The organism is Streptomyces sp. A01 (assembly GCF_059026195.1).
In genome coordinates this window covers 118,171-141,335 of the sequence record NZ_JBWLKN010000006.1, presented here as the reverse complement: position 1 = coordinate 141,335, position 23,165 = coordinate 118,171, and the positions used below count along the sequence as shown (strand labels likewise).

General features: G+C 71.3%; 18 protein-coding genes and 1 pseudogene. 9 read left to right on the top strand and 10 right to left on the bottom strand.

Translation table 11 applies throughout. The annotated features are described in order from the left end of the window. The first annotated feature begins 284 nt into the window (after positions 1–284). Positions 285–3,980, top strand: a complete 3,696-nt coding sequence (locus AC5P1B_RS10100) for a sacsin N-terminal ATP-binding-like domain-containing protein (protein ID WP_493886597.1) — start codon at positions 285–287, stop codon at positions 3,978–3,980. Positions 3,981–4,101: 121 nt separating this feature from the next. Here AC5P1B_RS10100 and AC5P1B_RS10095 read toward each other — a convergent pair whose 3' ends face one another. Beyond that, positions 4,102–4,923: an SAM-dependent methyltransferase gene (locus AC5P1B_RS10095; protein WP_493886340.1), complete on the bottom strand. Its 822-nt coding sequence runs from the start codon at positions 4,921–4,923 to the stop codon at positions 4,102–4,104. A 256-nt stretch (positions 4,924–5,179) separates the two neighbouring features. Between AC5P1B_RS10095 and AC5P1B_RS10090 the strand changes: the two genes are divergently transcribed. Next, positions 5,180–5,953 (top strand): calcium-binding protein, encoded by a 774-nt coding sequence (locus tag AC5P1B_RS10090; protein ID WP_493886338.1) that lies wholly within the window; start codon positions 5,180–5,182, stop codon positions 5,951–5,953. 177 nt (positions 5,954–6,130) lie between these two features. Here the strand turns inward: AC5P1B_RS10090 and AC5P1B_RS10085 are convergent, their stop codons facing one another. Continuing rightward, complete coding sequence (locus tag AC5P1B_RS10085) at positions 6,131–8,677, bottom strand: cation-translocating P-type ATPase (RefSeq protein WP_493886336.1); 2,547 nt, start codon at positions 8,675–8,677, stop codon at positions 6,131–6,133. Between the two features lie 446 nt (positions 8,678–9,123). Further along, positions 9,124–9,498, bottom strand: a complete 375-nt coding sequence (locus tag AC5P1B_RS10080) for a DUF2530 domain-containing protein (RefSeq protein WP_493886334.1) — start codon at positions 9,496–9,498, stop codon at positions 9,124–9,126. A 262-nt stretch (positions 9,499–9,760) separates the two neighbouring features. Here AC5P1B_RS10080 and AC5P1B_RS10075 point away from each other — a divergent pair, with 262 nt between their 5' ends. Further along, positions 9,761–11,227 carry an NCS2 family permease gene (locus AC5P1B_RS10075; RefSeq protein WP_493886332.1) on the top strand — a complete coding sequence of 489 codons (1,467 nt, stop codon included), beginning with the start codon at positions 9,761–9,763 and terminating at the stop codon, positions 11,225–11,227. Positions 11,228–11,528: 301 nt separating this feature from the next. Here AC5P1B_RS10075 and AC5P1B_RS10070 read toward each other — a convergent pair. Continuing rightward, a pseudogene (locus AC5P1B_RS10070) lies at positions 11,529–11,702 on the bottom strand (ribbon-helix-helix protein, CopG family); the annotation flags it as partial. Positions 11,703–11,831: 129 nt separating this feature from the next. Between AC5P1B_RS10070 and AC5P1B_RS10065 the strand changes: the two are divergent. The 3 genes from AC5P1B_RS10065 (at position 11,832) to thpR (ending at position 14,477) form a co-directional block, all read left to right on the top strand. Continuing rightward, on the top strand, positions 11,832–12,266 hold the full coding sequence (locus tag AC5P1B_RS10065) for a MarR family winged helix-turn-helix transcriptional regulator (protein WP_493886330.1): 435 nt from the start codon (positions 11,832–11,834) through the stop codon (positions 12,264–12,266). Between the two features lie 93 nt (positions 12,267–12,359). Continuing rightward, positions 12,360–13,718 carry an MFS transporter gene (locus tag AC5P1B_RS10060; protein WP_493886328.1) on the top strand — a complete coding sequence of 453 codons (1,359 nt, stop codon included), beginning with the start codon at positions 12,360–12,362 and terminating at the stop codon, positions 13,716–13,718. 195 nt (positions 13,719–13,913) lie between these two features. Further along, positions 13,914–14,477 carry an RNA 2',3'-cyclic phosphodiesterase gene (thpR, locus tag AC5P1B_RS10055; RefSeq protein ID WP_493886326.1) on the top strand — a complete coding sequence of 188 codons (564 nt, stop codon included), beginning with the start codon at positions 13,914–13,916 and terminating at the stop codon, positions 14,475–14,477. Positions 14,478–14,715: 238 nt separating this feature from the next. Here the strand turns inward: thpR and AC5P1B_RS10050 are convergent, their stop codons facing one another. Next, positions 14,716–15,714: an aldo/keto reductase gene (locus AC5P1B_RS10050; RefSeq protein WP_493886595.1), complete on the bottom strand. Its 999-nt coding sequence runs from the start codon at positions 15,712–15,714 to the stop codon at positions 14,716–14,718. A 143-nt stretch (positions 15,715–15,857) separates the two neighbouring features. Further along, positions 15,858–16,508 carry a Uma2 family endonuclease gene (locus AC5P1B_RS10045; protein ID WP_493886324.1) on the bottom strand — a complete coding sequence of 217 codons (651 nt, stop codon included), beginning with the start codon at positions 16,506–16,508 and terminating at the stop codon, positions 15,858–15,860. Positions 16,509–16,712: 204 nt separating this feature from the next. Here AC5P1B_RS10045 and AC5P1B_RS10040 point away from each other — a divergent pair, with 204 nt between their 5' ends. Continuing rightward, the gene (locus AC5P1B_RS10040) at positions 16,713–17,783 is read left to right on the top strand and encodes a hypothetical protein (protein WP_493886322.1); all 1,071 of its coding nucleotides are present in this window, start codon (positions 16,713–16,715) and stop codon (positions 17,781–17,783) included. Positions 17,784–17,834: 51 nt separating this feature from the next. Here the strand turns inward: AC5P1B_RS10040 and AC5P1B_RS10035 are convergent, their stop codons facing one another. Together AC5P1B_RS10035 and AC5P1B_RS10030 are read right to left on the bottom strand one after the other, a co-directional pair. Then, positions 17,835–18,329: a PPOX class F420-dependent oxidoreductase gene (locus tag AC5P1B_RS10035; protein WP_493886319.1), complete on the bottom strand. Its 495-nt coding sequence runs from the start codon at positions 18,327–18,329 to the stop codon at positions 17,835–17,837. 65 nt (positions 18,330–18,394) lie between these two features. Then, positions 18,395–19,153 carry a TetR/AcrR family transcriptional regulator gene (locus AC5P1B_RS10030; protein WP_493886317.1) on the bottom strand — a complete coding sequence of 253 codons (759 nt, stop codon included), beginning with the start codon at positions 19,151–19,153 and terminating at the stop codon, positions 18,395–18,397. A gap of 99 nt (positions 19,154–19,252) precedes the next feature. Here AC5P1B_RS10030 and AC5P1B_RS10025 point away from each other — a divergent pair, with 99 nt between their 5' ends. Beyond that, positions 19,253–20,407 carry an ATP-binding cassette domain-containing protein gene (locus AC5P1B_RS10025; RefSeq protein WP_493886315.1) on the top strand — a complete coding sequence of 385 codons (1,155 nt, stop codon included), beginning with the start codon at positions 19,253–19,255 and terminating at the stop codon, positions 20,405–20,407. Then, a complete protein-coding gene (locus AC5P1B_RS10020; protein ID WP_493886313.1) occupies positions 20,404–21,297 on the top strand; it encodes an ABC transporter permease in 894 nt (297 codons plus the stop codon). Before AC5P1B_RS10025 ends, AC5P1B_RS10020 begins: the two co-directional genes overlap by 4 nt. Positions 21,298–21,445: 148 nt before the next feature. Here AC5P1B_RS10020 and serC read toward each other — a convergent pair whose 3' ends face one another. Both serC and AC5P1B_RS10010 read right to left on the bottom strand, forming a co-directional pair. Next, the gene (gene serC, locus AC5P1B_RS10015; protein ID WP_493886311.1) at positions 21,446–22,564 is read right to left on the bottom strand and encodes a phosphoserine transaminase; all 1,119 of its coding nucleotides are present in this window, start codon (positions 22,562–22,564) and stop codon (positions 21,446–21,448) included. Positions 22,565–22,708: 144 nt separating this feature from the next. Continuing rightward, on the bottom strand, positions 22,709–23,164 hold the full coding sequence (locus AC5P1B_RS10010) for a carboxymuconolactone decarboxylase family protein (protein ID WP_493886308.1): 456 nt from the start codon (positions 23,162–23,164) through the stop codon (positions 22,709–22,711). Position 23,165: the final 1 nt, after the last annotated feature.

Genomic DNA, 23,165 nt, shown 5'->3' with positions numbered 1-23,165 from the left:
CCGCCGCCCGGGCATCGGCGCGGACCCACGCGCGCGACACGCGCGCTGGGGGTCCGGCACGCCGCCGCCCGCGCCACGGCCGCGACGCGCGCGCAGCGGGCGCGTGGTGGCCGTTTCCTGCCGGTTCTGCCGAACGTGGTTTGGCTGTCCAGTGGGTGGAAAGCAGGGGCAGTCGGGCACGTTCTCGCGATGACGGTACGTTCACCGCAAGCATCGCCGCAGGCACGGAGCGGGCGAGCCGCAGGCGAACCGGAACAGGGAGACAACACGTGAGCAGCACGGCGATGGTGCGGGGCGCGACGGGGGACGCTGACCCGTTCGGTACCGGACGGCTGCGACGCGGGGTACTGGACGCGTGGGCCGCCTCTTCCGCCCGCTTCCGGGAGGACGCCAACGCCGAGGAGGACTTGGCGCTCGGTGGCTACCGCGACCGGCTCGTCGTCGAGCTCGCCCAGAACGCCGCCGACGCGGCCGCCCGCGCCAAGGTCCCCGGGCGCCTGCGGCTCACCCTGCACAGCGCCGACGCCGAGACGGGCACAACCGTCCTCGCCGCCGCCAACACCGGGGCGCCGCTCGACGCCGCCGGAGCCGAGTCGCTGTCCACGCTGCGCGCCTCGGCGAAGCGGCCCGAAGACCAAGCAGGCCAAGCAGGCCAGACAGGCCAAGCAGGCCAAGCAGGCCAAGCAGGCCAAGCCGATGAGGGCGGCCCGGCGGCGCACGCCGTCGGGCGGTTCGGTGTCGGCTTCGCCGCCGTACTCGCCGTGAGCGATGAGCCCGCCGTCGTCAGCCGCACCGGTGGTGTGCGCTGGTCGCTCGCCGAGGCGCGGGCACTGGCGCACGGCGCGGCCGACGGGAACCCCGGCCTCAGCGACGAGCTTCGCCGCCGCGACGGCCACGTGCCGCTGCTGCGGCTGCCGCTGCCCGCCGAGGGCCGCGCTCCCGACGGCTACGACACGGTGGTGGTCCTGCCGCTGCGCGACGGCGCGGCCGAGGACGTCGTGGAGCGGCTGCTGGCCGCCATCGACGCGTCGCTGCTGCTGACGCTGCCGGGCCTGGCCGAGGTCGTCGTCGATACGCCGTCGGGCGTACGGACACTGAGGCGGCGTCAGGACGGCCCGTACGTCGTCATCGAGGACAGCGCGCACGAGAGCGGCGCGACGCGGTGGCGGGTGGCGAGCGACGGCGGCCGGCTGACGGCGGATCTTCTCGCCGACCGCCCCGTAGAGGAACGGCTGCGCCCGGCGTGGTCGGTGACCTGGGCGGTGCAGGTGGACGCGGAAGGCGCGCCGGTACGCGTCGACGGCGGCCCGGCGGAGGCGCTCGAGGGCGTCGGCACGCGGCAGGAGCGCGGCGGTCGGGAGCTGCGCGGCGGCGGCGCCCCGGTCGTGCACGCGCCGACGCCGACGGACGAGCCGATGGGGCTGCCCGCGCTCCTCATCGCCTCCTTCCCGCTGGAACCGACCCGTCGCCGGGTCGCGCCCGGCGCCCTCACGGACTTCCTGCTGGCCCGGGTGGCCGAGACGTACGCCGCGCTGCTGCGCGACTGGGAGCCGGTCAGCGTCGGCATCATCGACCTGGTGCCGGGCCCGCTGGGCAAGGGCGAACTGGACGGTGAACTGCGCCGCCTGGTTCTTGACCGGCTGCCGCGCGTCCCCTTCCTGCCCAGCGCCGCCGCCGTGTACGCGACGGCGGCGGACGCCGGTGCCGAGACGCGGACGGCCGGTGCCGCGCGTCCGGGCGGCGCTGACGGCGGCCGTACGCCGTCGGGCCGGGAGGCCGACATGCTGGCGGTCGGCGCCGGGGACGACCCGTACGCGCTGGACGGGCCCGGTGGTGTGCCGGGCGTGCTGCGGCCCGCCGACGCGGAGATCGTGGAAGGCGCGGGCGCCGAGACGGCGCGGGTGCTCGCCGAGCTGTTCCCGAATCTGCTGCCCGCCGGTCTGGAGCGGCGCTCTGAGCTGCGCGCGCTGGGTGTGACGCGCGTACCGCTCGCCGAGGTGATCGACCGGCTCGCGGGCGCCGAGCGGCCGCCCGTGTGGTGGTGGCGGTTCTACGACGCGCTGGCCGGTACGGACCCGGACCAGCTCACCGGGCTGCCGGTGCCGCTCGTCGGAGGCGGCAGGCCGGGGACGAGCCGGACCACGATCGGGCCGCGCCAGGTGCTGCTGCCCCTGCCGGGTGAGCCGACGGTGGACGACGCGGCGGCGCGGGACGCCGACCGGGCCGGGGAAGAGGGCGGCCGTTCCGCCGAGGACGACACCGCGGCCCACCACCGCACGCTGGCCAGACTCGGCCTGAAGGTCGCGCACCCCGACGCCGTGCACCCGCTGCTGGAGAAGCTGGGGGCCACCCCGGCCACCCCGCGTGCCGTGCTGACCACGCCGCAGGTGCGGGCCGCCGTGGCGAACTCCCTCGACGCGGCCGAGGACGACTACGACCCGTTCGCGGACGAGGACGGCCCGACCGGGTCCTTGAACAGCGAGGCGCTGGCCGACACGGTGCTCACGCTCGTACGGGACGCGCGCCTCGCGCCCGGCGACGAGCCGTGGCTGGCCGCGCTGGCGCTCCCCGACGAGGACGGCGAGCTCTCCCTCGCCGGTGATCTCGTGGTGCCGGGCAGCGACTTCGAGCGGGTGATCCGCGAGGGTGAGCTCGCCGCCTGCGACGAGGAGCTGGCGCGGCGGTGGGGCGAGGAAACGCTCGCCGCCGCCGGGGTGCTCGCCGATTTCACCCTCGTACGGGCGACCGACGTGGTGCTGGAACCGGACGACCTGGAGCCGCGCGACAGCGACTACGCCGAGCCCGACGACGTCGGCGTGCTCGACGCGGTGGACGTGTGGTGCGAGGACGTGCTGGACACGCTGCCGCCGTCGCCGGTGCCGCCGGTGGCCACCGAGATCATCGCCGTACGGGACCTGGACCTGGTGGACGACGACGCCTGGCCGCAGGCGCTGGCGATGCTGTCCAAGCCGCCGCTGCGGGACGCGCTGACCACGCCCGTCCGGGTGCTGCTGCCCGGCGGCCTGTCCCAGGAAGCCGCTTCCGGCGGCGCGCGGGGGCACGACTCCACGGCCGGGACCTCGCAGACGGTCCGCCCGTACACCGCGTGGTGGCTGCGCGGCCACCCCGTGCTCGACGGGCGGCGCCCCGCCGGGCTGCGGGCCGCCGGGGGAGACCCGCTGCTCGCCGGTCTCTACGAGGCGGCGGACACGGCGGACGTGGACGCCCAGGTGCTGCGGGCGCTCGGCGTACGCACCTCCGTGGCGGCCCTCCTCGACGAGCCCGGCGGCGCGGCGGAACTGCTCGCCCGCCTTGCCGACGAGGACAGCGAGGTCGGCCCGGCCCAGCTGCGCGCTCTCTACGGAGCCCTGGCCTACCTGTCACCCGAAGAGGTGACGCTCCCCGACGAGCTCCGCGCGGTGATCCAGGGCGCGTCCGCAGCCGCCCCGACCGGCGCGGAAGAGGCCCCGGACGCAGTGGCACGGGAGAGCGCGGAGGGTGTGGTGCTGCGGGTCGTGGACGCCGCTGACGCGCTGGTCGCCGACGCGCCCGACCTGATGCCGCTCGCCGAGGGCCGGGCACTGCTCCCGGTGCCGCCGGGCCAGGCAGCCGAACTGGCCGAGCTGCTCCAGGTGCGGCGGCTGAGCGAGGCCTGCGCCGCGCCGGTCATCTCGCACGGCGAGCCGCACGACGTCGCCGCAGCCGTACGCGAACTGCTGCCCGGCGCCCCGCTGTCGTACATCGAGCACGAGGAGTTGCTGGTCGTGACCGACGAGCGCACCGAAGGGGCGGCGGGCCGGGCCGAACTGGACTGGCGCTACGTGGACGGCACGCTGCACGCGTCCACCGTCGAGGGCGTCGCCGCGGGCCTGTCCTGGGCGGCGGGCCAGTGGGAGCGCCGCTTCGAGGTGGCGGCCCTGCTGGAGGACCCGACGCGCACGGCGGAGCTGGCCCAGGCCCGCTGGTTCGACGGGGCCTGACGCGTCGTCGCGGCCTGACGCGACGTGACATGACCCGGCAGGGCGTGATCCGGCAGGGCGTGCTCCGGCGGCCTGGCCGCCGCGCGCCCGCCGGGTCGGCAGGGTCGGCCGGGTGCGCGCGCTACGCCGTCTTCTTCCCCACGCCCGCGTACAACGCCACCTCGACGTCGATCACTTCGGTCAGTGGCTGCTCGATCTCGGACTTCCAGGCGGAGATCATCGAGACGCCGGGATCGACGAGCTCAAGGCCGTCGAAGAAGGGCACGACCTGCTCCCGGGTCCGGCCGACGACGGTGATGCCGCTCTGCCGGTACAGCTCGGTGACCCTGGCGGCGGTCAGCGGGTCGCGGTCGGGTGCGCCATGGGAGAGGGCGAGGTAGCTGCCGGGGGCGAGCCGTGCCATCAGGTCCTTGACCAGGTTGTACGGCTTGCTCTCGTCCGGGATGAAGTGCATGAGCGCGTTGAGCGAGAGGGCGACCGGCCGGCTCAGGTCGAGCGTGCCGCTCAGCTCCGGGGCGTCCAGGATGGTCTCGGGGCGCAGCACGTCGGCGTGCAGATAGGCGGCCCGGCCCTCGGGGGTGCTGCGCAGGAGCGCGTCAGCGTACGTGAGCACGATGGGGTCGTGGTCGACGTAGACGACGCGGCTGTCGGGCGCGACGCGCTGGGCTATCTGGTGCAGGTTGGGCTCGGTGGGCACGCCGGTGCCGATGTCGAGGAACTGGCGGATGCCCGCTTCCGCGGCCAGCCAGTGGGTGGACCGGTGCATGAAGGAACGGTTGGCCCGCGCCCACACCTTCGCGCCCGGCCAGACGGACAGGACCTGTTCCGCGGCGGCGACGTCCATCTCGTAGTTGGTCTTGCCGCCGAGGAAGTAGTCGTACATCCGGGCCGAGTGCGGCTTGCTCGTGTCGATCTCGTCGGCCCGGAAGCTGTATCCCGTCATCGCCTTGTCCCATCGGTCGCGCCGTCCGCGTAACAGCCTCATGGCGTGCGGGGAGTTGGGACGGCTGAGCTACTTGCGAGACAGAGTACGGCCGGGGATTCTCCCTCCGATCACTGCCACTCCCGTACGAATGCCAAGTGACGTGCGGGATGGGTGTGACAGTTGTGAACGGTAGGTGAAATACGTACAGTTGTGCCAGTCGGACTCCGTCGCACAATGGATGCGACGGGGCTCTTTTCATCCCGTGGGGGGATACATGCGCAAGAGCGCAACTTTCGCCGTGCTCGCCGCCGCCAGTGCCATCGCGCTGACCGGCCTTACCGCTCCGGCGGCGCAGGCGGACGGCAGCGGTGACGCCAAGATCACCAAGGTCGTCGTCAACGGCGGCAAGAACGTCGTCCTGGGCACCGGCGGCGCCAAGACGTTCACCGTCTCGGTGACCGCGCAGGACGACTCGGGCATCAAGAACGCCGAGCACATCCAGCTGATGGGCCCGTCGTCCGGCTTCGAGGAGCCGACCAAGCCGATCACGTGCACCGTGACGAACGCGACGACCTCGACGTGCGTCGCCACGTTCACGGTGGACGTGAAGGTCGACCTGTACACCGACGCGCTGGCCGGCAACTGGTACGTCAGCGCGTGGGTGAACGCCAACGACGAGGACTACTACACCTCCGACAAGGCCGGGTCCTTCAAGCTCCAGCGCCAGTCGAAGCTCACGGTCAACGCCTCGCCCGAGCCCGTGAAGAAGGGCAAGACGCTCACGGTCACCGGCAAGCTGACCCGTGCGCACTGGGACGTCTTCGGCGACAACAAGTGGGTGGCGCACAAGGGCCAGTCCACCAAGCTGGAGTTCCGCAAGAAGGGCACCAGCACCTTCAAGACCGTCAAGACCGTGAAGACGGCCTCCAACGGCAGCCTGAAGACCACGGTCAAGGCGTCCGTGGACGGTGACTGGCGCTGGAACTACGCCGGGAACACCTCGCACTCGGCGGTCGCGTCGAGCGTTGACTTCGTGGACGTGAAGTAACGGCGTAGCGACCCCGGTCGCGCGAGGGCACCAACGGCACCTTCCGTCGTGACGTGCCAACGTCCGTAGCCCGGAACCCAGCTGAGAAGCGGGGCTCCGGGCTGCGGTCTTGGCGTCTCCGCCCTCACAGGGCTCCGGTACGGCCGGGACTCCGATTCAGCACAGGCGAGCCGCAGCTCAGGCGGGGAAGCGGCGGCTGACCCAGAGCCAGGCCAGTTCGAGCAGGGCGGCCGCGGCGACGGCGATGCCGACCGCCGTCCACGGCATCGACGTACCGACCAGCTTCAGCGCGAAGAAGTCCTGGAGCCAGGGCGTGACGATCACGACGAGGAAGCCGAGCGCCATCGTCAGCACCAGGCCGATGCGCCACCACGTGTACGGCCGGGCCACGATCGCCAGCACCCACATCGAGATCAGGAAGAGCGTCAGCGTCGCCGCGCTGGTCTCCGCGTCACGCGCGCCCTCGCCCGTGTAGGAGTGCCGCGCGACCAGGTACATGGCGAAGGTCGCCACGGCGGCGATGACCCCCGCGGGGATGGCGTAGCGCATGACGCGCCGTACGAAGTGCGGCCTGGCCCGTTCCTTGTTGGGCGCCAGCGCGAGGAAGAACGCGGGCACGCCGATGGTGAGGGTGGACAGCAGCGTCAGATGGCGCGGCAGGAACGGATACGACACCTGCGAGCAGACCACCAGCAGCGCGAGCAGCACCGAGTAGACGGTCTTGACCAGGAAGAGGTTCGCGACGCGCTCGATGTTGCCGATGACCCGGCGGCCCTCGGCCACCACCGAGGGCAGCGTGGAGAAGCTGTTGTTGAGCAGCACGATCTGGGCGACCGCGCGCGTGGCCTCTGAGCCCGAGCCCATGGAGACGCCGATGTCGGCGTCCTTGAGCGCCAGGACGTCGTTGACGCCGTCACCCGTCATCGCGACGTTGTGCCCGCGCGACTGGAGCGCGCCCACCATGTCCCGCTTCTGCTGCGGACTGACCCGTCCGAAAACCGCGCCGTCCTCCAGCGAGGCGGCCATCTCGGTCCGCTCGGTGGGGAGCCGGCGGGCGTCCACGGTGTGCTCGGCGCCCGGCAGCCCGAGCTTCGCGGCCACCGCGCCCACAGAGACGGCGTTGTCGCCGGAGAGGACCTTCGCCGCGACGTTCTGCTCCTCGAAGTACCGCAGGGTGTCGGCCGCGTCGGGGCGCAGTCGCTGTTCGAGGACGACGAGCGCGGTGGGCCGCACGTCGTCGGCGACCCGCTCGTCGCCCAGCTCCCGGTCCGTACGCGCCAGCAGCAGCACCCGCAGCCCCTGTGTGTTCAGGTCCTCGGTCTCGCCGAGCACCGGGTCGGCGGCGGGCAGCAGCACGTCGGGAGCGCCGAGGAGCCAGGTGCTGCTCTCGCCGTCCGGGCCGTTGAGGGCGGCGCCGCTGTACTTGCGGGCGGAGGAGAAGGGCAGCGACTCGGTGCACCGCCAGTCGGCGCCGTCCGGGTACGCGTCGATGATCGCCTGAAGGCTGGCGTTCGGCCGGGGGTCGGACTCACCGAGCGCGCCGAGCACCTGCCGTACGTACGCCTCGCCAAAGGAACCGCCACCGTCACCACGGGCGCCGGTCCTGTCTCCACCGCCCCCGTCACCACCGGACCCGTCACCAGCGGCCCCGTTCCCACTGGAGCCAGCTCCGGATGTGGCGTCCGGCCCGGCCCCGAGCAGCCGTAGCTCCATGACGTCCATGCCGCCCTCGGTGAGGGTGCCGGTCTTGTCGAGGCAGACCACGTCGACCCGGGCCAGCCCCTCGATGGCGGGCAGTTCCTGGACGAGGCACTGCTTGCGGCCGAGCCTGATGACGCCGATCGCGAAGGCGACGGAGGTGAGCAGGACCAGACCCTCGGGGACCATGGGGACGATCCCGCCGACCATCCGGCGTACGGCCTCGCGCCAGTCGTTCTTCTCGACCACGCTCTGGCTGATCACCAGGCCGATCGCGGTGGGGATCATCATCCAGGTCACGTACTTGAGGATCTGGCTGATGCCGCTGCGCAGCTCGGAGTGGACGAGCGTGAAGCGTGACGCCTCCTCGGCCAGCTGCACCGCGTACGCCTCGCGCCCCACCTTGGTCGCGGTGAACGCGCCGCCACCCGCGACCACGAACGACCCGGACATCACCTGGTCGCCGGGCTTCTTCAGGACGGGGTCGGCCTCGCCGGTCAGCAGCGACTCGTCGATCTCCAGACCGTCGGTCTCGACCACCTCGCCGTCGACCACACACTTGTCGCCCGGGCCCAGCTCGACGAGGTCGCCGAGGACGATCTCGCCGGTCGGGATCTCGGCGGACTCGCCGTCGCGCCGGACGGTGGGCTTGGCCTCGCCGATGACGGCCAGACTGTCCAGCGTCTTCTTGGCGCGCAGCTCCTGGACGATGCCGATCGCGGTGTTGGCGACGATGACGAAGCCGAAGAGCGCATCCTGGATCGGGGCGACCGTCAGCATGATCACGAAGAGCACGCCGATGATCGCGTTGAAGCGGGTGAAGACGTTCGCGCGGATGATGTCACCGGTGGAGCGGGAGGACCGCACCGGTACGTCGTTGACCTCACCCCGGCTGACCCGCTCGGCGACCTCGGCCGCGCTCAGCCCTGGATGACCCGGCTTCCGCGCATGCGTGTCGGTGAGTGCGGAGCCCGCGCTGCCGTCCGGATCAGGTTCATCGACTGCGGTCTCAGCCCGATACGTCATGCCTTCGACGGTACGGGGGGATGGCGGCGCGCACCCCTTGAATAGGAGCGGAAAGGTGGTGGTGGTTATCTCAGCAACCCTGGAGACCCGTGATGCGTCCGGGGCTCCCCTGGCTGGCGGATGGCGACGGGTGGCCCCCGGTCCGCTCGGCGCGCAGGGCGCCCCGGGAAAGCAGGGAACGCCCTGTCAGGGGCGCGGGGAACTGCGCGACCAGCTACGACGCGCCCGCAGCTCGCGACGCCAAGTGCCCGGCATCGGGCCGCGCATGGGGCCTTCCAGGCCGCTGGGCCCAGGGGCAGTAGCCCTGCCGTGGTGCAGCGCAGCGGCTTGGTGTGCCCCGTCAGGGGCGCGGGGAACTGCGCGACCAGCTACGACGCGCCCGCAGCTCGCGACGCACGGACGGCACGGCCAGGGGCTTCCCCCAGCATGATCCGCCGGACACGGCACTAGTCCCTGGCGAGGCGTGAGGTGCGCGCGGCGGCCGAAGCGCCCCCGGACCCAGCCTCTGGCCTGGCCCCGGACCCGGCCTCACGCGTGGTGTCCGCCTCTGCTTCCGGCCCCGCCTCGGCCTCGGCTTTGGCGGCCGCGCGGCGAATGGCCTGGTCCCGTGCGCGGACGTACCAGATGCCGATCAACCCGAGGCCGCCACCAGCGGCGCAGGTCCACACCCACCACAGGTGGCCGTTGTCGTCGAACCAGCCGTAGAAGGGGAGCTGGACGAGAAAGAGGACAAACCACACGATCGTGCCGCCGGTGACGGTGCCGACGACATTGCCCTCCAGGGGCTCCGGCGCCTCGTGCAGTGGGGTCCACTTCTTCATGGGGCTCAGCCTAGTCCGTCACCTGGGTGGGTGTTCGGGCCCGCCGGGAGCGGGAGCCCGGCCGACGTCAGCGGACCGGAGCCTTACCGGTCTACGCGCGGAGATAGCAATCCTGTGGTTGTTTGTTCATACTGCAACGGTCTGGATTTGACCGGATTGGTTAGTGCGATCATCCAATACCGGTCAGTAGGATTCCGGGCGTTCGTGTTCACGGCCCTCCCCAGCCCCCGCCTCCCCCAGGCCCGTACGACTGAGGTCTCGCATGCCCCCCTCGGCCACCGCTCCGGTCGGCGCCAAGCAGCCGCCCCCGTCAGAGCCGAAGAACGGCCTCGACCGGTACTTCCAGATCTCGCAGCGGGGATCGACCGTCTCCCGCGAGATCCGGGGCGGTCTCGCCACCTTCTTCGCGATGGCGTACATCATCGTGCTCAACCCGATCATCCTCGGGGCCGGTGAGGACAAGTACCACCACCAGCTGGACAACGCCCAGCTCGTCACCGCCACCGCGCTGATGGCGGGCCTCAGCACCCTCCTCATGGGCGTGATCGGCAACGTCCCGATCGCCATCGCGGCGGGCCTCGGCATCAACGCCGTCGTCTCGCTCCAGCTCGCGCCGAAGATGAGCTGGCCGGACGCGATGGGCATGGTGGTGCTCGCCGGCATGGTGCTGATGGTCCTGGTCGCCTCCGGTCTGCGGCAGCGCGTGATGGACGCGATCCCGGGCGGTCTGCGGCGCGCCATCGCGATCGGCATCGGGATGTTCATCTCGCTGATCGGCCTGGTGGACGCGGGCTTCGTCACCCGTAACCCGGACAAGGCGCACACCTCGGTCCCCCTCGGCCTCGGCATCGAGGGCAAGCTCCAGGGCTGGCCGGTGCTGATCTTCGTGGCCGGGCTCGCGCTGACCTTCGTGCTCGTCGTACGGCAGACGCGGGGCGCCATCCTCATCGGCATCACCGTCATGGCCTTCGTGGCGATCATCATCAACTCGATGGTGACCATCCCGGACGCCAGCTGGGGCCTGAGCGTCCCCGAGGTGCCGGACAAGGTGGTGGACTCCCCGGACTTCGGGCTCATCGGAGATATCAGCCTCTTCGGCGGCTTCCACGAGGTCGGCATCCTCACCGGCTGCCTCTTCGTCTTCACCGTGCTGCTGTCGGGCTTCTTCGACGCCATGGGCACCATCATCGGCGTCGGCGAGGAGGCGGGCCTGACCGACGAGAAGGGCCAGCTGCCCGGCATGGGCCGGATCTTGATGGTGGACGGCATCGCCGTCGCGGGCGGCGGCTTCGGCTCCGCCTCGGCCAACACATGCTTCGTGGAGTCCACGGCGGGCGTCGGCGAGGGCGCGCGGACGGGCCTGGCCAACATCATGACCGGCGGCCTGTTCCTGCTCGCGCTGGTCTTCACCCCCCTGGCGAGGGTCGTCCCGTCGCAGGCGGCGACGCCCGCGCTGCTCGTCGTCGGCTTCCTGATCATGGCGGCCAACGTCAAGGAGATCGACTGGAGCGACGTCACCATCGCGGCCCCGGCGTTCCTGACGATGATCGCCATGCCGTTCACGTACAGCATCACCAACGGCATCGGCATCGGCGTGCTGTCCTTCATCCTGCTGCGCGTCGCCACCCGCCGGACCCGCGAGATCCCCTGGCTCCTCAGCGTGGTCGGAGCATGCTTCCTGGTCTACTTCCTCCTCGACCCCATCGAGCAAGCTTTGGGCGTGAAGTAGCACCGTCCAAACCCAGCCCGCCCAGCCAAATCAAGCCCGCCCGACGCTTGAGGGCAAAGCCGGCCCGGACGGGCACCACATCGTCACCGGCCCCGCATCACTGGCTCCCCACCCCCGAGGAAACCCCCGGCGACCCACCACGCGGAGCACCCGGCGCCACAACGGGTGGCACCCCCGTCGCCACGCCAGGCGCCACTGCGGGCCCGCCAGGCGCCACGGGCCCGCCGGGCACCCCTGCGGCCACCCCGGGCGCCACGGCCACCCCGGGCACCACAGGCGGGCCGGGCACACCCCCCGGCTCCCCGTAAAACCGCTCCGTCTCATCGACGGACGTCTTGAAGCGTTCGTCGAAGTCATCGCGAATGAGCGTCTGGACCACGTAGTCCTGGACGCTCATTCCGCGTTTCGCGGCATGCTGCCCGATCCGGTCCAGCAGCTCCCCGTCCATACGCAGACTGAACACCTTTGATCCCATACAGACCAGCGTGTCGGGCAGGTGGGGGTGGATAGTTCATTTTTTACTGAGGGATCACCCGTATAGGTGATTCAAGGCGGCACCGTTTTCCGGTTTTCATTAGACGGGGTAATGAGTTACCCTAACTACATGCCTGATCGAACCGGCGGCGACGCTGCCGCCGTGAACTCCTTGCGCTCCGCCGTGATGCGCCTCTCCCGGCGCCTCAAGCACCAGCGGGTGGACGAGTCGCTGAGCCCGACCGAGATGTCGGTGCTCGGCACGCTGGCCCGCTGCGGGTCGGCCACCCCCGGGGAGCTGGCCCGCAAGGAGCATGTCCAGCCGCCCTCCATGACCCGGATCGTGGCGCTGCTCGAAGCCAAGGAACTGGTCAGGCTGGAGCCGCACCCTGAGGACCGCCGCCAGAAGGTGGTCTCGCAGACCGAACGGGCCGAAGCCATGCTGGAAGAGAGCCGCAGAAAGCGCAACGCATGGCTGGCGGAGCTGGCCGACGAGCTGGACGAGGAGGAGTGGGCCGCGCTACGAGCGGCCGCGCCCGTCCTGGAAAAGCTCGCCCACCTCTGATCAGCGCGCGGACCCGCACCGCCCACGGGTCCGCGTCGCCCGCAGTGGCCGCCCACGCGAGGCGGCCCCGACCCGAAAGGAGGCGAAGCCGCTTTGAGTACGGGACACGGAGCACACTCCGCACCCGCACCGAAATCACCCACTACCCCACCAGCCACCACCACCCGCGGCACAACATTCAGTTCGCTCAAGATCCATAACTACCGGATCTTCGCCACCGGCGCCGTGGTCTCCAACACCGGCACCTGGATGTCGCGGATCGCCCAGGACTGGCTGGTGCTCAGCCTGACGGGCTCCGCCACCGCCGTCGGCATCACCACCGCGCTCCAGTTCCTCCCCATGCTCCTGTTCGGCCTGTACGGCGGCGTCATCGCCGACCGCTACCCCAAGCGCCGACTGCTCGTGATGACCCAGGCCGCGCTGGGCCTGTGTGGTCTCGCACTCGCCGCGCTCACCCTGAGCGGTCACGTCCAGGTCTGGCACGTCTACCTCATCGCGTTCCTGCTCGGCATGGTCACCGTGGTCGACAACCCGGCCCGCCAGGCGTTCGTCGTGGAGATGGTCGGCCCGAAGGACCTGCGCAACGCCGTCAGCCTGAACTCAGCGAACTTCCAGTCCGCCCGGCTCATCGGCCCCGCCGTCGCGGGTGTGCTGATCACCGCCGTCGGCAGCGGCTGGGCGTTCCTGCTCAACGGACTGTCGTTCGCGGCCCCGCTGATCGGCCTGCTGCTGATGCGGACCAGCGAACTGCACAAGGTCGAACGCGCGCCGCGCGGCAAGGGCCAGCTGCGGGAGGGCCTGCGCTACGTCGCGGGGCGGCCCGAGCTGATCTGGCCGATCGTGCTCGTGGGCTTCATCGGTACGTTCGGCTTCAACTTCCCCATCTGGCTGACCGCCTACGTCGATGACGTCTTCCACGCGGGACCCGGCACGTACGGCCTGCTCAACACCCTGATGGCGATCGGCTCACTGGCCGGTGCGCTGCTGGCCGCCCGGCGCGGCACCTCGCGGCTGCGGATGCTCGTGGGCGCCGCGCTGCTGTTCGGCGTCCTGGAGATCGTGGCGGCGCTGTCCCCGTCGTTCTGGATCTTCGCCGCGCTGATGATCCCCATCGGGGTCTTCGGCCTGACCTTCAACGTCACGGCGAACTCCAGCGTCCAGCTCGCCACCGACCCCGCGATGCGGGGCCGTGTGATGAGCCTCTACATGATGGTCTTCGTCGGAGGCACCCCGATCGGCGGCCCGCTGGTCGGCTGGATCACCGACACCTACGGCGCCAGGACCGGCTTCGTGGCGGGTGGCGTCGTCTCCGCCGTCGCCGCTCTCGCCGTGGGCCTGGTCCTCGCCCGCCTGGGCGGGCTGCGGCTCCGCGTCGACCTGCGCCGCGGACACCAGCACCTGACGTTCGTGCCCCGGGCCAAGGCGGAGAAGACACTGGCGACGGCCGCCTGAAGCGGTCACCGACGAGCAGCGCGCGAGCCCCGGCCGGGCAGGAGACGGCCGGGGCTCACGCGTAGCCGGGGACGGCCACAAGTCCCGGCTCCCCGCGGCCACAATCCCCGGTTCCCCGCGGCCACAAGTCCCAGCTCCTCGCGGCAACCACCCCCGGCTCTCCGCGCCGCTCGCCGACTGCGCGAAAATCACCGGATGAGACTCTTCGCCGCCGCACTGCCGCCGGAGATGGCCACCTCCGAACTCGCCACCGCCGTCGGCGCCTTGCGCCGCCTGCCCGGCGCGGACACCCTGCGCTGGACCGAACGCGCGAGCTGGCACTTCACCCTCGCCTTCTACGGAGAGGTCGATGACGAGACGCTGCCCGAGCTGTACAAGCGACTGGCCCGCGCCGCACACCGCAGCGCCCCGTTCGCGCTGCGCCTCACCGGCGGTGGCCAGTTCGGCAACCGCGCCCTGTGGGTGGGCGCCTCGGGCGGGCTGCCCCCGATGCGCCGCCTCGCCGACTCCGCGTCGGCGGCGGCCCGCCGGGCCGGTGTGCCGATGACAGAGCACCGCGCGTACACCCCCCACCTGACCATCGCCCGCAGCCGCACCGACACGGATCTGCGGCCGTACGTCGCCGCCCTCCAGGGCTTCGAGAGCCAGACCTGGCAGGCCGACCAGCTGAGCCTCGTCCGCAGCCACCCGCCCATCCCGGGCATCGTCGGCGACCGCCCCCGCTACGAGACACTGACCTCCTGGCCCCTGGGCGGATAACCCCGCCCCACCATGGCACCGCCAGTCACCCCGGCTAACCTCAGAGCGTGGACCCCAAAACCCGAAGCCTGATCGTGAGCGTCACGCTCGTCCTGATCCTCCTCGTCGTCGCGGCGGCGGCGCTGCTGGGCTGAGCGCCACGCCGGACGCCGGGGAACGGGGCGGCCACCGCCCCGGCCACGGTGGCAACCGGGCCAGGGCGGCCGACGCGCCCGGGGTCACCAGACGTACGCCACGGTCACCAGGCGAACGCCTCCGGCGACGGTCCGGGGCCAGGGAAGATCTCGTCCAGACCGCTCAGCACCGCGTCACTCAGCTCAAGCTCCACCGCGCGCAGGGCGGAGGCGAGCTGGTCGGCGGTGCGAGGGCCGACGATCGGGCCCGTGACACCAGGCCGGGTGAGCAGCCAGGCCAGAGCCGCCTCGCCGGGCTCAAGGCCGTGCTTGGCCAGCAGGTCCTCGTAGGCCTGGATCTGCTCCCGTACGGAGGAGACGGCCAGCGCGTCCGCCGAGCGCCCTGACGCCGTGCGGGCGGCGCCCCCCTCGCGTTCTTTGCGGATCGCCCCGCCGAGCAGACCGCCGTGCAGCGGCGACCACGGGATCACGCCCAGGCCGTAGTCCTGCGCGGCCGGGATGACCTCCATCTCGGCCCGGCGCTCGGCCAGGTTGTACAGGCACTGCTCGCTGACGAGGCCCAGCGACCCGCGCCGCCGGGCGGCCTCGTTGGCCTTGGCGATGTGCCAGCCCGCGTGGTTGGACGACCCGGCGTAGAGGACTTTGCCCTGCTGGACGAGGACGTCGATGGCCTGCCAGATCTCGTCCCACGGTGTCGAGCGGTCCACGTGGTGGAACTGGTACAGGTCGATGTAGTCGGTACCGAGGCGCTTGAGGCTGGCGTCGACGGAGCGCCGGATGTTCACGGCGGAGAGCTTGTCGTGGTTGGGCCAGGGAGCGCCGTCGTCGGCGGTCATGTTGGCGTACACCTTGGTGCCGAGCACCACCTTGTCGCGGCGCCCGCCGCCCTTGGCGAACCAGGAGCCGATGATCTCTTCCGTGCGCCCCTTGTTGACGCCCCAGCCGTAGGCGTTGGCAGTGTCGAAGAAGTTGACCCCCGCTTCGAGCGCGGCGTCCATGATGGCGTGGCTGTCCGCCTCGTCGGTCTGCGGACCGAAGTTCATGGTGCCGAGGACGAGTCGGCTGACTTTGAGACCGGTGTGTCCGAGCTGCGTGTACTTCATGGTCACCAGCCAACGCCTTGGAGTGCGCTCCAATCAAGGGCGCGCCGCGTGTCCGCTCTGCTCGAATCCGACGGCACGATGCTGCGATGGCGCGATGCCCGTTGCGGCACCGCGCCCGCGTCCGTCTTTGCGCGTCGCCGTCCTTACGCGTCGCCCTCCGGCGCGCCGTCGTCCCGCCGCGCGTCGTCCGCGCCATCCGCTTCGGCGTCAAGCCGCTTGCGGGGATCGATCGCGGTCAGGTCCATCTCGATCTGGAAGGGCACGGGGACCTTCAGCCGCTCGTGGTAGATCCCGGTCACGGCGTACGTCTTCGTCGCGGGCTCCAGCTCGAAGACGTAGATGACCGGCAGCCCACGGTCCTCCTCCACCCGCCAGAAGTGCGGAATCCCGGCCGCCGCGTACTTCAGCGGCTTCGCCTCCCGGTCCCTGGCCTCGGAATCCGCCGACACGACCTCAATAGCGAGGATGACGTCCTCGGGCTTGAAGGTCGTCTGAGTGTGGCTGGTGAACGCCTCGCCCCGGACGACCAGGACGTCTGGTTCCGGGCGATTACGCGGGCCCAGCGTCACGGTCATCTCGCGGAAGACTTCCAGATCGGCGGGTGCCATGCGCATCAGCCCTAGCTGAATGAGCAGCATCGCGCGATCGTGAAAGGCGGTCTGCGGACTCATGAAGACGAGGCTCCCGTCGATCAGCTCCGTGTGCGGAGGCAGATTGGGAAGCCGGTCCAGGTCGTCGGCGGTATATCCGCCCACGGGTGGGCGCGGCCACTCGGGCTTAGGCGCGACACTCATCAGTGCTCCCATGGGACGGGATTGTTGCCGACCTCCTCAGCCTACCCAGATCGTTCGCGGCAGTCCCACACTCACGGGGCACACCCACCGTTTCGTTGACGGCCGGAACCGGAGGCCGGGGCGGAGACGATCTCGACAGTGCCCCGAGGGGCGAGATCGCGGGTGGGGAACACTGCTCCGTTCGGGGGTGGGAGGCTTAGCCCCATGGGTTCGCTAGCTCGCTTGGTCACCTGCGCTGTCGTCGCCGCGCTGACGGCACTGTCCGCCGCCGCTCCCGTGGGGGCTGCCGGAGCTGCTTCCGCGTACGCCGGGAGCGGGTCGGTCGGCCTGGTGGCGGCTGACTCCGGTGACAAGCCGTCGTCCTTCACCATCCAGGACTCGCGCATCACCGAGTCCAGCGGGCTCGCCGCGAGCCGTACGCACCCCGGCGTCTACTGGACGCACAACGACAGCGACGACGGCCCGTACGTCTACGCGGTCGACGGCAAGACCGGCCGCACCGTCGCGACCGTCACGCTCAAGGGCATCGGCAGCCCGCGCGACGTCGAGGCGATCTCGGTCGGCGCCGACGGCAACATCTACGTCGGCGACATCGGCGACAACATGGGCGGGACCTGGCCGCATGTGTGGATCTACCGGTTCGCCGAGCCGAAGCAGCTGAAGGACACCACCGTCAACGCGGCGCAGTTCACCGTCACGTACGACGGCGGGCCGAGGGACGCCGAGGCGATGATGGTCCATCCCAGGACGGGCCGGGTCTACATCGTCAGCAAGCACAAGGACGGCGGCGGGCTCTACGCCGGGCCGCGCCGGTTGTCGGCCACCGGGAAGAACGTGTTCACCCGGGTCGCCGACATCGATATGTGGGTGACGGACGGGGCGTTCGCGCCCGCCGGTGACCGGCTGGTGCTGCGCGGCTACCTGGAGGCGGCCGTCTACGACTGGCGCGACGGCAAGCCGAAGGAGATCGGCGAACCCGGGATGCCGATCCAGCGGCAGGGCGAGTCGGTCACGTACAGCCGTGACGGCGGGACGCTGATGTACGGGACGGAGGGGGAGCGCAGCCGGGTCTCCGCCGTGCGGCTCGGCGACGACATGGTGTCGGACGCGACGCGCAGGCAGCGCGAGAGCGGCGGCTCGGGCGGGAGCGACGGGCGCTCCGACGCGGACGGCGCCGACTCGAAGGACGGCGGCAACTTCTATCTGGGCGGGCTGGTGCTCGTCATCGGGACGGCCATCGCCATGGCCGGGCGCCGGCTGTTCCGCCGGAAGTGAGACCGGGCGGGGAGACGGACGGGGGGGCCGGCGGGGGAGGCCACGGTCCCGCTACGGGCTGTCGGCGCCGTCGGCGCCGTCGAGGAGGCGTAGCTCGTAGTGCACCGTCCGCACCCGCTTGGCCTTGTGGAGGAGGGGCACGACCACCCCTTGCAGGACGGGCCGCTTGCGGGCGATGAGCTTCGCGGCCCGCTTGTTCTCCTCGCTGCCCCGGTCCAGCAGCCGGGTCCGGGCCCGTACGGCGGGGCCGGTCGGCGTGCCGCGCGCGGTGGACGGCGCGATCGTCACCTCCGGGTTGTTGCGCAGCCGGGCGACCTTCCACGCCGTGTGCCAGGTGCGGAAGTAGGCGTGGTCCCCGTCGACCGCGAGATGGATCGGTGTGCCCACCGGTGAGCCGTCCCGTTTGTACGTGGTGAGCAGGACGTTCTTCTGGCGTACGAAGGCTGCGAGCCCCGGATCGGGCCGGGCCCCTGTGCCGGGGCCGGGTCCCTGGTCAGGCCCGGTGGGTGGTGTTCCGCCTGGTCGTGGTCCGCCTGGTGGTGTCATGCCTTCCATCAAGGCACAGAACGGCTACGCCGTCACGGAGTCGCGCCGACAGGTCACGAACGCGGTCACGGCGTGGTGCCGCGGGACATGACGAAGGTTTCCAGGCCGTCCAGCAGCCCCTTCAGCCCGAACTCGAAGACCTCCCCACCGCTGGTGGAGAACGCCTCCTGGGTGAGCTTGGCCTGCTGCGGGAACCTGCCGCTGGTGAGGGCCTTCTCCAGGACGGGGGCCTGCGCCGCCCAGAACTCCCGGTCGCTGATGCCGGTGCGCTGTTCCGCCATGACGGAGTTGAGGTGGGTGCGGGCGATACCCGCGACGAAGCTGTCGACCACCACGATCACGTTGATCATCTCGCGGTCGGTGAGCCCGAGCCCGTCGAGGCCGCGCAGCGCGAACTCAAGCCCCGCCATCGCGTTCGGGCCGAGCAGCGGGCGGGCCTGGTCGACGTGGAGCAGCCAGGGGTGGCGGCAGTACAGCTCGAAGGTGCCGCGCGCGACCGCCTCCATGACCTCGCGCCAGCCGAGCGAGGGGTCGTGGGCCCGCTCGTCGAACCCGTTGACGTGGTCGAGCATCAGGTCGAGCAGCTCGGCCTTGCCGGGGACGTACCGGTAGAGGGACATCGTGCCGACGCCCAGGTCCGTGGAGATCCGGCGCATGGACACGGCGGCCAGCCCCTCGGCGTCGGCCACGGCGACCGCCGCCGTGACGATCCGCTCCAGGGTCAGGCCGGGCTTGGGGCCCCGGCTGGGGCGCTCGCCGGTCCCCCAGAGGAGTTCCATGCTGCGGGACACGTCACCGCTGCCGCTGTGTTCTGTCGTCGTCATCGCGCCGCTCATCCTAACTCCCTGGACAGAAAATGAGTACGGTGTACGCTCCTCTGCATACGGTGTACTCAGTGAGCTTGCTTGAGAGGGAGCCTCCCCTTGAACTCGTCCGGATACGCGGTCCTCACCGAAGGACTGGAGAAGCGGTACGGAGACACATACGCCCTGGGCGCGCCACCGGGAGAGCCAGGCGGCGGCCTCGACCTCGCCGTCGCGCCCGGCACAGTCCAGGGCCTGCTCGGCCCGAACGGCGCGGGCAAGACCACAGCGGTGCGCATCCTGGCCACGCTCGCCCGGCCGACCGGCGGCCGGGCCGAGGTCGCGGGCTTCGACGTCACCCGGCAGCCCCGCCAGGTACGCCGCAGGATCGGGCTGACCGGGCAGTACGCGGCGGTCGACGAACTCCTCACCGGGCGGCAGAACCTGGCCCTGTTCGGCCGTCTCTTCCACTTGGACAAGGCGCGGGCGGTGCGCCGGGCCGACGAACTGCTGGAGCGGTTCGGGCTCGCCGACGCCTCGGACACCGGCGTCAAGACGTACAGCGGCGGCATGCGGCGACGCCTCGACCTGGCCGCCAGCATGATCCTCGCCCCTGACGTGCTCTTCCTCGACGAGCCGACCACCGGGCTCGACCCGCGCGGCCGTAACGAGGTGTGGGACGCGGTGCGCGCACTGGTCGCCGGGGGCACCACGGTGCTGCTGACCACCCAGTACCTGGACGAGGCCGACCGGCTCGCCGACCGCGTCGTCGTCATCGAACGCGGCCGGAAGATCGCCGACGACACCCCCGACGGCCTCAAGCGCGCGGCCGGTGAGGACCAGGTCGAGGTCGTCGTACGGGACGCGGCCGACCTGCCGATGGCGCGGCGCGCCGTGGCCCGGGTGGCCGGTGCGGGGGCTGAGCCACGCACGGAAGGGGAGAACCGGCGGGTGACGGCGCCGGTCAGCGACCCGGTCGCAGCGCTGACCGAGGTCGCCACGGCGCTGCGGGACGCGGGAGTCGCCGTCGAGGACATCGGCCTGCGCCGACCCACACTGGACGAGGTCTTCCTGCGCCTGACCGGACACCGCCCGGAGGAGGAAGCGGCGGCGACGTCCGAGGACGGGCAGGGGCGCGGCCGTTCCGCTGAGAGCCCGGCACGCGACGTACGGCCGTCGGCACCGGCGCAGGCATCGGTGCGGTCGTCGGTGCGGGCACCGGTGCAGTCGTCGGTGCAGTCGTCGGTGCGGAGCACGGAAAGCGGGGCGGCATGAGTACGGCCACGGAAGCGGCGGCGGGGACGGGCCCGGAAGGAGCCGGGGCGAGCGGGGGGCCGGACGCCGCACACGCGCTGCGCGACATCGTGGACGCCCCGGAGCGGCGGCTGTACTGGGCGGTCGCCGACTGCCTCACCATCGTCCGCAACGAACTGACCCACCTCATGCGCCAGCCCGCCAGCATCGCCTGGCAGCTGGGCGTGCCCATCGTCTTCGTCCTGCTCTTCGTCTACGTCTTCGGCAGCGCCATGAACGTCGGAGCGGGCGACTACGAGAACTACGCGCTGCCCGGCATGTTCGCCATGACGATGGCCAACGGGTTCATGAACACGGCCATGATGGTCGCCATCGGCAAGGAGAAGGGCGTCATGGACCGGTTCCGTTCCATGCCGATGGCGCCTTCGGCCGTGGTGAGCGGACGGGGCGTGGCCGATGTCATCGCCGCCTGCGTGGACCTGGCGATCCTGGCGGTCATCGCGCTGGCCGTCGGCTGGCGCCCCGAGGGCGGCATCGCCGAGACGCTGTGCGCGTTCGCCCTGCTGATCTGGCTGCGGTTCGCGCTGATCTGGGTCGGGGTCTTCCTTGGCCTGCTCGTCCCGAACCAGGAAGCGGCGGGCAACCTCTTCGCCGTGGCCTTCCCCTTCGGGATGATCTCCAGCGTCTTCACGCCGCCGTCGATGATGCCGGACTGGCTGGGCGCCATCGCGATGTGGAACCCGGTGTCGTCGGTGGCCAACGCGATCCGTGACCTGTTCGGCAACCCGGTGCGGCTGGGGGACAGCTGGGTGGAGCAGCACGCGACGCTGATGGCGGTGGTCTGGCCGCTGGCCATCGTCGCCGTGTTCTTCCCGCTGGCCGTACGCCGCTTCCAGCGCCTCGGGCACTGACCCGCCTGCCCCGCGGACCGGTCACCCCTGCACGCGTCAGGGCAAGCGACCACGCGTCAGGACAAGCGACCGGCGGCCGACTGTGCCCAGTCGGCCGCCGGTCGTGGCGTCGTCGGCCGCCGGTCTGGGCGGCCCGCGTCGTCCGTCGTTACAGCTTGTCGATCACGTAGTCCACGCACGCCGTGAGCGCCTCGACGTCCGCCGGGTCGACGGCGGGGAACATCGCGACCCGCAGCTGGTTGCGGCCCAGCTTGCGGTACGGGTCGGTGTCCACGATGCCGTTGGCCCGCAGCACCTTGGCGATGGCGCCGGCGTCGACGGCGTCGTCGAAGTCGATCGTGCCGACGACCTGCGAGCGCTTCGCCGGGTCGGAGACGAAGGGCGTCGCGTACGGCGACTTCTCCGCCCAGCCGTAGAGCCGCGACGAGGAGTCCGCCGTGCGCTGTACGGCCCAGGGCAGACCGCCCTGGCCGTTGATCCAGTCCAGCTGGTCGGCGAGCAGGAACAGGGTGGCGAGCGCCGGGGTGTTGTACGTCTGGTTCTTCAGGGAGTTGTCGATCGCGGTCGGCAGCGAGAAGAACTCGGGGATGTGGCGGCCGGACGCGTGCACGCGCGCGGCGCGCTCCAGCGCGGCGGGCGAGAAGGCCGCCAGCCACAGCCCGCCGTCGGCGGCGAACGACTTCTGCGGGGCGAAGTAGTAGACGTCGGTTTCGGCGACGTCCACGGGCAGACCGCCCGCGCCTGAGGTCGCGTCCACCAGGACGAGGGACCCGGCGTCGGCCCCGGTCACCCGCTTGATGGGCGCGGCGACGCCCGTGGAGGTCTCGTTGTGGGTGAAGGCGTAGACGTCGGCACCGCTCTCGGCGACCGGCTCCGGGTGCGTGCCCGGCTCGGAGCTGATGACCGTCGGGTCGTCCAGCCACGGCGCGAGCTTCGCCGCCTTGGCGAACTTCGAGGAGAACTCACCGAAGGTGAGGTGCTGCGACTTGTGCTCGATCAGGCCGTGCGTCGCGATGTCCCAGAAGGCGGTGGAGCCGCCGTTGCCCAGGATGACCTCGTACCCGTCGGGGAGGGAGAAGAGCGCGCGTACGCCATCGCGGACCCGGCCGACCAGGTCCTTGACCGGCGCCTGCCGGTGTGACGTACCGAGCAGGGAGGTTCCGGTGGCAGCCAGGGCGCTGAGCGCCTCCGTACGCACCTTGGAGGGGCCCGAGCCGAAGCGTCCGTCGGCGGGCTTGATGTCAGCGGGAATCCGGATCTCAGCCACGGGCGAAGCCTAATCCGTCCCGTCCGGTGTCTCGTGCCGCGTCCACCGGATGAGACGCGCGCGCCGCTCCGTGGAGAGCGGCGCGCGGCGGACCGCCGGGTGATCCGGCGGACGGGGGCCGTGACGCCGCCCGCCCGGGCCGGGTCAGTCCGTGCCCGGGACCTTACTGGTGGTGACCGCGATCCGGTTCCAGGCGTTGATGGCGAAGATCACGGCGATCAGCTGAGCCAGCTCGCCCTCGTCGAAGTGCTCGGCGGCGCGACCGTAGACCTCGTCCGAGACGCCGTTCGGCAGCAGCGTGACGGCCTCCGTCAGGGCCAGCGCCGCCCGCTCCTTCTCGGTGAAGAAGCCCGCGGCCTCGTGCCAGGCGCTGATCAGGTTGATCCGCTCCTCGCTCTCGCCCGCCTTACGCGCGTCGGTGGTGTGCATGAGGATGCAGTAGGCGCAGTGGTTGAGCTGCGAGGCGCGGATCTGTATGAGCTCGACGAGAGCCGGGTCGAGGCCCTCCTTCGCGGCGGTGGTGAGGCTGATCATGGCCTTGAACACCTTGGGCGCGGTCTTCGTGAAGTTCAGCCTGTGAGTGTGCTCCTGAACGGTCATG